The sequence below is a fragment of the Paenibacillus sp. FSL R5-0908 genome, from assembly GCF_038006245.1.
Lineage (GTDB): Bacteria > Bacillota > Bacilli > Paenibacillales > Paenibacillaceae > Paenibacillus_AQ > Paenibacillus_AQ odorifer.
Window position 1 is genome coordinate 3,094,536 of the sequence record NZ_JBBOUV010000001.1, and the last position, 12,584, is coordinate 3,107,119.

General features: G+C 44.7%; 10 protein-coding genes. 7 read left to right on the forward strand and 3 right to left on the reverse strand.

Features of this window, described 5'->3' with window-relative positions:
- On the reverse strand, nucleotides 1–633 hold the full coding sequence (locus MKZ09_RS13755; protein ID WP_076136110.1) for a GNAT family N-acetyltransferase: 633 nt from the start codon (nucleotides 631–633) through the stop codon (nucleotides 1–3).
- Between the two features lie 159 nt (nucleotides 634–792).
- Here MKZ09_RS13755 and acsA point away from each other — a divergent pair, with 159 nt between their 5' ends.
- Nucleotides 793–2,517 carry an acetate--CoA ligase gene (gene acsA, locus MKZ09_RS13760; protein WP_076129125.1) on the forward strand — a complete coding sequence of 575 codons (1,725 nt, stop codon included), beginning with the start codon at nucleotides 793–795 and terminating at the stop codon, nucleotides 2,515–2,517.
- A gap of 83 nt (nucleotides 2,518–2,600) precedes the next feature.
- Here acsA and MKZ09_RS13765 read toward each other — a convergent pair whose 3' ends face one another.
- Both MKZ09_RS13765 and rpsD read right to left on the reverse strand, forming a co-directional pair.
- Nucleotides 2,601–5,516 (reverse strand): transglycosylase domain-containing protein, encoded by a 2,916-nt coding sequence (locus MKZ09_RS13765; RefSeq protein WP_076136111.1) that lies wholly within the window; start codon nucleotides 5,514–5,516, stop codon nucleotides 2,601–2,603.
- Nucleotides 5,517–5,760: 244 nt separating this feature from the next.
- Nucleotides 5,761–6,360 (reverse strand): 30S ribosomal protein S4, encoded by a 600-nt coding sequence (gene rpsD, locus MKZ09_RS13770; protein ID WP_036686147.1) that lies wholly within the window; start codon nucleotides 6,358–6,360, stop codon nucleotides 5,761–5,763.
- Nucleotides 6,361–6,760: 400 nt separating this feature from the next.
- Here rpsD and MKZ09_RS13775 point away from each other — a divergent pair, with 400 nt between their 5' ends.
- The 6 genes from MKZ09_RS13775 to MKZ09_RS13800 all read left to right on the forward strand — a co-directional run bounded on the left by MKZ09_RS13775 (nucleotide 6,761) and on the right by MKZ09_RS13800 (nucleotide 12,525).
- Nucleotides 6,761–8,764 (forward strand): sensor domain-containing diguanylate cyclase, encoded by a 2,004-nt coding sequence (locus MKZ09_RS13775; RefSeq protein WP_076202473.1) that lies wholly within the window; start codon nucleotides 6,761–6,763, stop codon nucleotides 8,762–8,764.
- Nucleotides 8,765–8,814: 50 nt separating this feature from the next.
- Nucleotides 8,815–9,036 carry a hypothetical protein gene (locus MKZ09_RS13780; RefSeq protein ID WP_143767297.1) on the forward strand — a complete coding sequence of 74 codons (222 nt, stop codon included), beginning with the start codon at nucleotides 8,815–8,817 and terminating at the stop codon, nucleotides 9,034–9,036.
- A 521-nt stretch (nucleotides 9,037–9,557) separates the two neighbouring features.
- On the forward strand, nucleotides 9,558–10,463 hold the full coding sequence (locus MKZ09_RS13785) for a hypothetical protein (protein WP_076202479.1): 906 nt from the start codon (nucleotides 9,558–9,560) through the stop codon (nucleotides 10,461–10,463).
- Between the two features lie 95 nt (nucleotides 10,464–10,558).
- The gene (locus MKZ09_RS13790) at nucleotides 10,559–11,674 is read left to right on the forward strand and encodes an aminopeptidase (protein ID WP_076136119.1); all 1,116 of its coding nucleotides are present in this window, start codon (nucleotides 10,559–10,561) and stop codon (nucleotides 11,672–11,674) included.
- 106 nt (nucleotides 11,675–11,780) lie between these two features.
- Nucleotides 11,781–12,026, forward strand: coding sequence for an HPr family phosphocarrier protein (locus MKZ09_RS13795; protein WP_036686154.1), 246 nt, complete (start codon nucleotides 11,781–11,783; stop codon nucleotides 12,024–12,026).
- 202 nt (nucleotides 12,027–12,228) lie between these two features.
- Nucleotides 12,229–12,525 (forward strand): YlaN family protein, encoded by a 297-nt coding sequence (locus MKZ09_RS13800; RefSeq protein WP_036686156.1) that lies wholly within the window; start codon nucleotides 12,229–12,231, stop codon nucleotides 12,523–12,525.
- Nucleotides 12,526–12,584 lie beyond the last annotated feature (59 nt).

Genomic DNA, 12,584 nt, shown 5'->3' on the forward strand with positions numbered 1-12,584 from the left:
TCAATACATGAAGCGTTGTCTAAAACGTACTCTGTCAAAGGTCTCCTGGGAGGACATGGGCACCTCTTGTCCAATACGAACCATTAGGCAGTTAGCGGGATGTGAACAAATTTCTGGATCATCCGTAGCATACCAAACCATATTAACCGTCTTCATCAGCCGTTCCATCATTTGGCGATAGGCCCATACGTCCAGCCCACTGCCTTTTAAATCCCAGTGCCAGTAATACTCTGTTGTAAAAACAATACAATTCTCCAATTGCTCCCGCTCAAAAGCAGTAGAAATCAGCAGCCGGCCTAGTCCGGCCCCTCTATAATCATTACTCACCTCTATCGCTCCAAGCTCAATAAGATCCTCCATCCCACCCTGTGACCATAACTCCATTTCATCTGGATAATGGAAGGTCACATAGCCTACTATAACGTCATTCTCTACTGCGGTAATTATACGGCCTTCTGGCAAGCTGGCGATCTCTACGAGCGCCTCTTGCTGCTCTAATGGCCTGCGGAAAGCATCTAGGTCTTGATGCATATGCAGGGCTTCAAGGTCCTCGGGAGATCGGGGTCCGCTCACAGTTATCGTTCTACCCATATAGGAGAGAGTATGGGAAATAGGGATTTTGCGATGCTCCATGACAGTGCTCCTTTCAGATCAAAAAAATGGTATGTAAACGCTTGCTATGGTATACTGATTCAGACATAAAAAATTCACATTCATTGCATTGACATCATTATTTAAAACATGAGTCTTACCCTTAAAGCTTAAATCAAACGAGTGAGGGAGGCAAGAGTGATGGGTCAAGTCCATAGCGAAATTTTGCCGGGTCGTGTGCAGAGCTCCAATATGTCTGATTATGCGGAGGCAGTAGCCAATTTTGAGTGGGAGGATGTTGAACGTAATTTCTCATGGTATGAAACCGGCAAGGTTAATATGGCTTATGAAGCCGTTGATCGCCATGTTGATGAAGGGCGGGGAGCGGCAACGGCCCTACTCTACAGTGACACTGTACGGGAAGAATCCTATACATTTGCCGATCTGCAGGAGCGGTCGAACCGGTTCGGAAATGTATTGCGTAAATATGGCATCGGTAAAGGAGATAGGGTATTTATTTTTATGCCTCGCCAACCGGAACTGTATTTCAGTCTGCTAGGTATTCTCAAAATCGGAGCCATAGCAGGACCCTTATTCGAAGCCTTTATGGAAACAGCAGTTAAAGATCGTTTGGAGGATAGTGGGGCTGTTGCGCTGGTAACTACGCCAGAATTGCTGCATCGGGTCAAGCGAGAAGAGCTTCCTGAGCTGCGTCATATTTTTCTAGTAGGTGGAGCAACTGATATTGAGCAAGGAAACTTAGGGTTCGCAGAAGAGATGGCTAACGTTTCTGCTGATCTTAATTTAGAATGGCTTGATTTGGACGATGGCCTTATTATGCACTATACATCTGGTTCTACAGGCAAGCCCAAGGGCGTTTATCACGTGCATAGAGCAATGATTCAACATTATTATACAGGTAGAGTAGTGCTAGATCTACGTCAAGACGATATATACTGGTGTACGGCAGATCCTGGCTGGGTGACCGGAACTTCATATGGGATATTTGCCCCTTGGTTAAATGGGGTGACCAATGTAGTCAGAGGCGGCCGCTTTAGTCCTCAGGATTGGTATAAGACAATCGAACGGAATAAGGTATCTGTTTGGTACAGCGCACCTACAGCTTTTCGTATGTTGATGGGTGCAGGGGAGCACTCTTTACAGGGGATTGATTTAAGCAGTTTGCGCCATGTTCTATCGGTTGGTGAACCGTTAAATCCGGAAGTGGTGCGGTGGGGAGATAAATTTTACAATCAGCGTATTCATGATACTTGGTGGATGACTGAAACAGGGGCACAATTGATTTGTAATTATCCGTCAATGGATATCAAACCAGGCTCGATGGGGCGTCCGTTACCGGGGATTGAAGCAGCGATTCTGGATGATCGTGGAAATGTTCTCCCGCCTTTTTCTATGGGGAATCTTGCGATAAAAACTCCGTGGCCATCCATGATGAAAACGATCTGGAACAATCAGACAAAGTATGAGGAATATTTCCGGATTCCTGGCTGGTACATTTCTGGCGACTCAGCTTATATGGATGACGAAGGATACTTCTGGTTTCAGGGACGAATTGATGATGTTATCAACTCTTCTGGTGAGCGTATTGGTCCATTTGAAGTGGAGAGCAAATTAGTGGAGCATCCGGCAGTGGCAGAAGCGGGTGTAATCGGCAAACCGGATCTTGTGCGGGGGGAGATTATTAAGGCTTTTATTTCGCTTAGAGAAGGTTATACTCCAACTGCTGCCTTGAAAGAGGAGATCGCCGCTTTTGTCAAAGCGGGTCTGTCTGCACATGCTGCCCCGCGGGAAATCGAGTTTAAGGATAAACTTCCGAAGACACGATCAGGTAAAATCATGCGGCGTGTACTGAAGGCATGGGAGCTGCATCTACCGACAGGAGATCTATCCACGATTGAGGATTAGAATGAATTGTGAAAAAACACCGTTCCCGGATGAATTCATGGGAACGGTGTTTTGCTGTGTGAAATTATTTAATGAACTTCGGGTTAACGTGTCCCTGTATTATTACCTGCTGTGGGATTATTACTGCCTCCAGTACTGTTACCTCCGCCGGCTGGTGTTTCCGTCGGTAGTAGCGGGAGAATGTTACCTGGATCCTCAATAATGTCTCCTGGTGTCGTCTCAGGCTCTGTAGGCGGCTCTGTACCAGGTTGTTGATCAGGTGTAGGAGTTGCTTCTGGTGTTGGGGTAATCCCTCCAGCAACGCTGCCAGAAGCCGTCTCATTACCTGCCACGTCTACGGCGGTTACATAGAAGGTAGCATTAGCACTTGCAGGTGTACCCGGCGTAAATACCTTGTTCTCATCTGCCATGAGTATAGATTGCTTCTGGAAAGAACCTCCGTTTAATGAACGATATAAGCGGTATCCCACAACATCTGCCGAGCTGCTAGCGGAGAAGCTGATGACCGCTTTACCAGTGCTATAAGAGACGTTAACATTTCCAGGAGCAGCAGGGGAAGCCCCATCGTCCACACGTGGATCAACTTCTGTTGGGAAATCCGTCTTGGCATCGGCTGGCATATAATACTCCAGTGATTTATGATCCTTCATCTTAGGGAAGGCAGCCAGGAGTTCTTTGACTAGTTCCTGTATCGGCTTCTCACGTTTAACGACGATTTTTTCCTTTAGGAACTCCTCTGGAGTACCTTCCAATGGGATATAATTGACGCCTTTGTAAGTAATATACTTGGCTTTGGAAATCCCGTCGTCGCTCTCTTTTGGCACATATTTTGTATTAAATATATCCGTTGTGAATTTATCAGTCAGGGATGTTGGCAGTTTGCCGCTATATGCGGAAACTGTCTTTTTGATAATTCCCTCAGGTTGTGCAAATTTGTCTGTGACGAATAGTTCCGGCTGCTTATCAATGACAGCATTCAACACTTTTGCCCATAATGTTTGGGCTTGACGTTTTTGTGTGTCTCCCGTAAGGGTGTTGATTTGCTCTTTGTAGCCGACCCACATTCCAAGTGTGACATCAGGAGTATAGCCCATAAACCATACGTCTCCATAATTCTGGGTAGATCCAGTTTTACCGACAATCGGAATTTCTTTTGAGTGTTTGTATTCTCTTTTTACTGTGCTGGCTGTACCCTCTGTAATTACAGTTCGCAGCATATCTGTCATTAGGTAAGCTGTTTGCTTAGAGAATACTTGCTCTGGATTAACCTTGTGCTGATAGATAATTTTGCCCTCTGAATTGACGATTTTCTCAATCATGTAGGCATCATTAAAGGCCCCTTGGTTACCGATAGCGGAATAAGCATTGGTTAACTCTTCTACGGATACACCATATTTGAGACCGCCTATAACCCCAGTCTGCGCGCTGTAATCATCATCTGTGAGGGTGGTGATCCCCAGCTTTTTAGTAAAGGCCCAAGATTTCTCTATTCCGACCTTTTCATTAAACAGCTTAAGCGCAGGCAAGTTGAGCGATTTGTTAAGTGCGTAACGGGCAGTGACCAGACCTTGATAGCGATTATTAGCATTCTTAGGAATGTGGAATCCTTTTCCGCCGTCCTTTAGAATAATTGGCGCGTCATCCACAATCCCGGCAGGCTGAATCAGCCCTGCATCTAAGGCTGGTAAATAAGCTGAAATTGGCTTCATAGTCGATCCGGGCTGACGGATCATTTGGGTAGCATAATTCATCTGCTCAATATTGAAGTCGCGACCCTCAATCATGCCGAGAATGGCTCCGCTTTTGTTATCGATTAACATGCCAGCCGTCTGTTCCATGCCTTTGGTTTTGCTGTCTTTAGTAAAATTATTGCTGTCTTCTGAGACACTATGCATTGCATTGTAAACTTTTTTATCAATGGTTGTGTAGACTCGATAACCGCCGGTCATGAGCTGCTGTCTTGCTTCCTCAAGTAACACGGCATTGTCAGTAGTGCTATTGGCATCCGTTGTGCCATTTTTCTCTTCATTCAATGATAGAAGGATCTCGGATGCTTTACGCTCAGTCTCCATCATCAGGTATGGATAGGTAGCATAGGCTTTTTTGGTGTGCGGCGCCAGAGAACTCTTGATATCAAATTGAAGGGCTTCATCATATTGAGAGGTAGTGATCTTATTCTCCTCAAGCATACGACGAAGTACAAGATGTTGACGGTCCATAGCTCTGTTGAAAGCTTTTTCGTTGAATTCACCTATGCCATTAAATGCAGAATAAGTGGAAGGGAGCTGCGGAAGACCAGCCAAATACGCTGCTTGAGCGACATTTAATTTGTCCAGATCGTCTAGACCGAATATCCCCTTGGCTGCTGCTTTAATTCCGAATACATTGTAGCCATTCGAACCGTTGCCGAAAGGAACCTTATTCAGATAAGCCGTTAATATTTCTTGCTTGGTCAAGAAGCGTTCCAATCTAAGAGAAAGTAGAATTTCTTTTACTTTGCGATCTTCTGTCCGATCCAGATTCAGGAATACACGTCTTGCGAGCTGCTGGGTGAGTGTACTGCCTCCGGTCTGAACGGATTCATTGAGAAGCTTTTGTTTGACGGCACGCAAGGTGCCTTTGAAATCCACGCCATTATGCTCATTAAAATTATTGTCCTCTATAGCGAGAACTGCATCGATAATAAGCTGGGGGATATCGTTGAATTCAATGAGCCTTCGGTCTTCTTCTGTCCGAAGCTGGCCGATCGGTGCGCCGTCTCGGAAATAAGCGAATCCGGTGATCGCATTTTGACTGACCTGCTGCTGAATCATTTCTTCGGAGCGAACAGGTTCATCCTTCACAATGGAAGCGACATAGCCTGCTACAGCACCACCGGCAAATAGAACGCCTATTATTCCAAGAATAAACATCCACTTAACTACAGAACCGAACCTGCTTAGGGCGGATCTGCGGGGTGAAGGCTTCTTAGCGTTTTTTTTCTTGTTCTCTTGAGCCATCGACGATAATTCCTCCTTTTAACGGAATTATTATAGCATAAATTGGCGTTTTTGAATGCGCTTCTACCTGATTCTCATGGTCTTAAGATTCGACTTTTGTGCAAAAATTATAAATAAAGTAATTTAGGGGATGATTTGCGGAAGCGAAACCTTTTACCAACGGCATGGAATTTAGGATATTGACATAACAAAAAGCCCCCGGATTAATCCGGAGGCTTCGGTCATACCCGCTAAAAGCGAGATATTAACGGTTGTAGAACTCGACGATTTGTTTCTCATCGATATCCTGGGAAAGCTCGGAACGTTCTGGCAAACGAATATATTTACCTTCGAAAGATCCTTCAGCATATTCCAGGTAAGCTGGAAGGTGGTTACGGTTAGCAAGAGCTTCTTTAATGGAAGCCATGCCTTGGCTCTTCTCACGAAGACCGATAACGTCGCCCAAGCTTACACGGTAAGAAGCGATGTCGACTTTTTTGCCGTTTACAGTTACGTGTCCGTGGGATACCAACTGACGTGCTCCAGCACGGGAGTTAGCAAATCCAAGACGGTAAACTAGGTTGTCCAAGCGGCTTTCAAGCAAGAACATGAAGTTTTCGCCCGCAAGACCTGGAAGTTTTTGTGCTTTAGCGAAGAGAGTACGGAATTGTTTCTCTCCCAAGCCGTACATGTGACGCAGTTTTTGTTTTTCCAAAAGCTGCATTCCGTAGTTACTTACTTTTCTGCGTTGGTTAGCGCCGTGTTGTCCTGGTGGGAAAGGGCGTTTCAGGTCTTTGCCTGTACCGCTAAGGGAAATGCCCAGACGGCGGCTGAGTTTGAATTTAGGTCCGGTGTAACGTGCCATGTTATAGTAGACTCCTTTATATTTGAAATTTCAGGTTAGGGCTCTATTTGCGCCGCATTTCGTATCCGTGATTAGCATTATTGGCTTCCACACTACCAGGGAAGTTCAGCCGCTGCCCTGGCAGTAACGAAATGCGTGAGGGTGACACAACGTTACGCCCAAGTAAGACTTGTTACAGTCTTGTTCAACAATAAATATTATATGAAAGTAGTATATAAAGTCAAGCGCATATTAAAAGAGTTTTTGTCATTCTTTGTCGTTAGTTCTTTGGTCCTAAAAAAAATCCCGGAAATAAGGAAAATATAATGCAATACACAAAGAAAGGGAGTAAAATATAGTTAATTAGATGTTAATTGGGAAGGTTTTTTTTCTTAATTGAGAAGCAAAGGGGATCTTCGTTATGTCAGAACAGAAAGCATACGCTTCTCAAGACAGTCGTATGCTGATACAGGACAAATTGCACGCTAGTAGAGATTCCGAAGATCCCACCGCCTGGCTTAGGGAAACGGAAATAGTGTCCCATGACTTCCCATATTTGGCCAATCTGATTGCAGACAGCTTCGAGGAATGGATCGATGGGCTAGAGGCTCTACCATTTGCTAAATCATGGGATTGGTGTGTGCTGAATTTTGAAGGCAGATATTTTGCTAATATTGCCGATCAGCAAGAACGATGGAGGCACCAATGGGAGCAAGCGGCTGCAGCTAGTTTACTTTCTGGCGCAACCTCATCTGTTCAACTTACGGTGCAGGGTCAGGATATGAGCTTTTTTACTATACCGCTCATCACACGTGTTGACAAAGAAATTTTTGCCTTCCTGGGCTGTGCTATGCCGACACAACAATATTTAATGGGTGGACGAGATACTGCTGAGGCTATATCTTTGCAGTTCCGGACCATTTTCTATCATAAGTTTGAACATATTTTTGTAACTGATCTTGCGAGTGTTCATCTACATGCTGAACGTGAGAGTAATCGCCGCTCCTTGTTATTTCAGATCGTTCAGCGGATGCATGACAATATTGATGTGAACGCCGTGCTTACGGAGGTTATTGATAGCATCTCTGCAATGTACCCTGGTGCCAGGCTTGAGCTGTTTATGTCGCAAGATCACCGCAGCACTCATCCGCAGGTCAAACCTTTACCGTTTCAGATGTCCAGTGATGATGTCTGCGCTAGAGCATTCAAAGACGGCCGTGTTGCTTTGAACACCAATACTGAAGATCAACACATTGTAGAAATTGGTCTTCCGCTAGGCGGGAAGCAAGGGGTTTATGGCGTATTCCACATGGTGATGGATAACTCGATCTTTATGGATGTAGATTTACGGTTTCTCTCGATGGTGGCGGATACCGCAGGTACTGCTTTTGAGAATGCCAAGCTGTATGAACGCTCCAATCAGCTCATTCGTGAGCTGCGTATGAGTAACGAACTTACACAACGGCTGAATCAAAGCTTGCGCTTAGGAGATATTTTTCAATTTGCGTTTGAAGAGCTGTTGGAGATGTTTGGCGCAGACTACTGCTGTATTTTACATATGAACGAAGAAAAGGGCGGGCTAGAGGTTATTGCTTGCAATCATTCCTCCTTGCAAAATGAAATTTTAGAAGTAGGACAAGGTTTAGGCGGGAAGGTCTATACTACTGGGGAATCATTAATCATGTCTAACTACATAGATAATCCTAATACTACTTCTCGTTTAATGAATGCTACCGGGTCGCAGTCGCTGATTGCCACACCTTTAAGTGTAGGTGGTGAAGTGCGTGGTGCCATCATGTTGGCGCATCGTGATGCCCATTATTTCTCTTATGACAATTACAGATTGCTTCAAGCGATGGCGGGACATATTGGACTAGCTGTGGGGAACGCAAGGCTGCATGCCGAAGTTAGACGTTTAGCGAACAGAGATAGCCTAACTGGACTTTATGCTCGTCATTATCTGGACGAAGAAATAAAGGAACGGCAGTCTACAGATTTTTGCGGTTGCTTAATTGTTGTGGATATCGATCAGTTCAAGATGGTGAATGATACCTATGGTCATCAAAAGGGTGACAAGATCTTAAAAGAGGTCAGTGAAATTGTGAAGTCCTCCATCCGTCAAGGGGATATTGCTGCGAGGTGGGGTGGAGAAGAGCTGTCGGTTTATTTACCTTTAATGGGAGTAGAGCAGGCAGTAAATGTAGCTGAGCGTATTCGCAAGCGGGTGATGAACGAGACCGAACCTAATGTAACAGTGTCCTGCGGTATAGCAGAATGGAGCTGGATGGACGAACGTGTAAGCGTCGAATCCCTGTTCTATCGAGCAGATATGGCACTGTATAAAGCTAAGAACAATGGGCGTAACCAAGTGATCGTTGACACTAAAGAGAATGGCAGCGGTGTGAAGGGATTGCCTCATAAGTAAAAATGATAGCAGAGCAGCGGTTCTCCCGTTATTGGAGAGCCGCTGCTTTTTTGTTTTGGCAGATGGGCTGGCTGCTTCGATTGTGTATCAAACATGCCGCTGCGATGCATTTGGACCCAGATGACGTTATTGGCATGATTTTAGCTTTTTCAGCAAGGTTTCGGACACCAGAGACGCTATTGTTTGGAAAAGGACTCATTTTGTGCGTTTTTAAGGTCAATAGCTGCGCTGGAGTCCGTTGGTATGGGAACTATCGGGAAATGCTGCGTTAAGGGTCAGCTGTGTCCGATAGAGATAACGGCGTGGCGACTGGCAGCGGTAATATTCGCGCATCGGCATTTGACCAGTGGTTCTCCCGTAATTGGAAGGTCGCTGGTCATTGTTTTTGATAGTTGGTTGGCTGCTTCGACTGTGTATCTATCATGCTGCGAGGCTTGCGGACTCAGATGACGCTATATGCGTGATGTTCGCCTTTTGAGCATGTTTTCGGACACCAGAGACACTATTGCTTAGTAAGAGGGGCATATCTGAGGCTTTTCGGTGCAATAGCTGCGCTGGAGTCCGTTGTATGGGAAATATCGGGAAATGCTGCGATTAAGGTCAGCTGTGTCCGAAAGCTTCAACGGCGCGGCAACTGGCAGCGGTAACTTCGTGAGTCTGAAGGTGATAATGTACTGACATTCGAAAGCAAGCGACGAACGCGCATAAGCTAAAGCCTAGAGCAATGTATGGAAACCGATAGCAGCAACGTATTTGCATCTGTATAAGGCGCGCAGGAAGGGAGAACCCTATAGTGGGCTGTAAAGTAAAATACTCCAAGAAAGGCCTGATGACCGTGAGAAAGTCATTATTACTGAAGGGGTTAGTTCTTATGATCTTCACCTTGTCCTGCGTGTTCAACAGCGGTTGCAGCGTTATTAGAGACAAACCAGCCAAGGAAGATCTAAGTTTGGTGTTAGCGGGTATAACGGGCAGCGACGGGGTTACTTTTAAAGGGTCAACCATGCTTACAAAAGGTGGAAAGACCGTTCCGGAATCCATGATATTTTACGAAGGCACAGTACAGGACCATAAGAAGGTCAATCTGTATACACTGCTTCCTGATAGATCCTCATCCACTAAAAAAGCAGCAAATAGCGCTAAAGATTTAAAAAGCAGCATTACTTCTATGAAAGCTTTTCATAGTCAGCTAGAGAAAAAAGAGGGGGAATGGGTAGCGTTGACCACTGAAGGTTCCTCTGAGGACGGAAATCCGCTTGCTTTGCTTAATCCGTTGAAACAGCTGGAGGAGCTGCAATCTATGGAGGCTAATGTGACTGAAGATGCGGGTGCAGGCAGAGGGACAAATGTGCTGCGGATCGAGCTGACGCCTGCTGAGGCCAGAAAGCAGCTGACTGCTGAATTGGAAAAAGAGATGCAAGACCTTCGACCTGAAACACCAGATTCTGCTGGAAAAATAACAAAGAGCGATCAGGCGGTTACACAAGCTTTGGTGGAGCTATGGGAGAAGAAAAATAATGAATTACAGCAAAAGCTGAAACAAGCTAATGTTGAGACTGTCTACCATTTAACCGTTGATACAAAACATAATCTGCCTAGAAAGCTTACCTTAAATCGTAAGGTTACCTACTCGGAAGCAGGGGATAAATCTGATAACGAAACTTATGTATCGCAGGTGAATTTTTCAGGCTTTCGTTGATTTTCACATTATCCTACAGGTCTTGCGCTCCATACAGGGCGTGCTACAATAGAAAAGCTTGCTTATTTTTTAGACAGAGGAAGGAAGAATACACAATGAAAGATCCCAGAATTCAAAAGCTGGCAGCTAACCTAGTCGGTTATTCCGTAAATGTCCAGCCAGGCGAGAACGTGCTCGTCGAAATGATTGGCAATGAAAGAGATTTAATCAAAGCTGTTGTAGAGGAAATCGGTAAGGCCGGCGGTCATGCTTTTGTACAATTAACAGATCGTACAGTCCTGCGCAGCATGCTTAAATACGCAACTCGTGAGAGTCTTCAGACATGGGCTGAAATTGACTTGAACCGGATGAAGCAAATGGATTGTTATATCGGGATTCGTGCAGGTGAGAATGTGAACGATCTGTCCGATGTTCCTGAAGAAAATATGAAATTGTATAACTCGTTGTACTCTCATCCAGTGCATAGCGAACAACGTGTGAAGCATACGAAGTGGGTAGTACTGCGTTATCCGAATGCGAGCATGGCTCAGCTTGCGAATATTAGCACTGAAGCGTTTGAGGACTTTTATTTCGAAGTGTGCAATTTGGATTACGCCAAGATGGACAAGGCTCAGGATGCTTTAGCTGATCTCATGCGCAGAACGGATAAGGTACATATTTTGAGTGCTGGAACAGATCTTAAGTTCTCGATTAAAGGAATCGGTGCAGAGAAATGCTCCGGGCAAAAAAATATTCCGGATGGCGAGGTTTACAGCGCCCCGGTTCGCGATTCTGTAAATGGAACGATCAGCTATAATGCACCGTCAGTATATAATGGAGTGACCTTTGAAAATATCAAATTTACATTCGAGAACGGAAAAATTGTTGAAGCCACCAGCAATGACTCCGCCCGTTTGAACGAAATTTTGAATTCAGATGACGGCGCACGTCATATTGGCGAATTCGCTATTGGTTTTAACCCTTACATTCTTCACCCGATGAATGATATTCTTTTTGACGAAAAAATCGCAGGCAGCCTGCACTTTACGCCAGGACAAGCATATGATGTTACAGATAACGGTAACCGCTCCTCCATTCACTGGGATCTTGTGTTGATCCAACGTCCAGATTATGGCGGCGGAGAAATTTATTTTGATGATGTATTGATCCGTAAGGATGGAATTTTTGTGTTGCCGGAACTCGAAGGTCTGAATCCTGAAAACTTGAAATAAAATGTAATAACAAGAAAACTCCTTGCACAAGTAAGCGGATTCAATGTATCATAAGAAATGATAACAAAAGACTAAAGTTTTATAATCAAGTTGCGGAGGGATTTCTATGTCCAGTAACAATGCGGCAATTGTCGATATTGCCCAAACGGCAGGCCAGTTCAACTCTTCAATCGTTCTTCAAGCGGACAACAAGTACATTGATGTTAAAAGTATCCTTGGTTTGTTCACTACTTTGGTATCCAGCCAAAGCTATGAGCTTCATGTTCATGGGGCAGATGCTGAAGAAGCTAAGAAGGCAATGACTGAAGTGTTTGCAAAACACGGTTTGAAATTCACAGTTGTTGCTGAGTAATAGTCGTGCTAAAAACGTCCTACCGGTTTTCGGTGGGGCGTTTTTTCTAGAAGTAGATATGAAACTTGATAGGATAACGCAGCAGGTTCTTTTAAATATATGGTTAGTATAAACTGAATTGTTGTATTGATACCGGATTTCGTCTAATATTAAGTAAAATAGTAAAAGCAGCTTAACTTTTGGACATGGGGGGGATAGAGGCATGACTTCATCGGAATTACAGGAACAGTATAATCTTAAAGCAATCAATCTTCTACAAGAAGATGCCGATAAAATTCAGCAACTTATAGAAGTGCAGATGGAGAATCTGGCAACACGCTACTGCCCTCTCTATGAGGAAGTGCTGGATACCCAGATGTACGGTTTCTCCAGAGAAGTGGATTTTGCGGTTAGAGCAGGTTTGGTCCCAGAAATTACTGGTAAAATGGTACTAAGTAAGCTGGAGCGTAACTTAGCAGTACTCTACGAGGCTTTGAACAACAAAGCGAAGGAAGAATAAATATCGGTTTCTTAAGTATTTATAGAAGCGCACATGAGGACGAATCGCTCATGTGCGCT

Coding starts and splice junctions, on each gene's coding strand:
- MKZ09_RS13755 (WP_076136110.1), bottom strand. CDS start 633: ATGGAGCATCGCAAAATCCCTATTTCCCATACTCTCTCCTATATGGGT.
- acsA (WP_076129125.1), top strand. CDS start 793: ATGGGTCAAGTCCATAGCGAAATTTTGCCGGGTCGTGTGCAGAGCTCC.
- MKZ09_RS13765 (WP_076136111.1), bottom strand. CDS start 5,516: ATGGCTCAAGAGAACAAGAAAAAAAACGCTAAGAAGCCTTCACCCCGC.
- rpsD (WP_036686147.1), bottom strand. CDS start 6,360: ATGGCACGTTACACCGGACCTAAATTCAAACTCAGCCGCCGTCTGGGC.
- MKZ09_RS13775 (WP_076202473.1), top strand. CDS start 6,761: ATGTCAGAACAGAAAGCATACGCTTCTCAAGACAGTCGTATGCTGATA.
- MKZ09_RS13790 (WP_076136119.1), top strand. CDS start 10,559: ATGAAAGATCCCAGAATTCAAAAGCTGGCAGCTAACCTAGTCGGTTAT.
- MKZ09_RS13795 (WP_036686154.1), top strand. CDS start 11,781: ATGTCCAGTAACAATGCGGCAATTGTCGATATTGCCCAAACGGCAGGC.
- MKZ09_RS13800 (WP_036686156.1), top strand. CDS start 12,229: ATGACTTCATCGGAATTACAGGAACAGTATAATCTTAAAGCAATCAAT.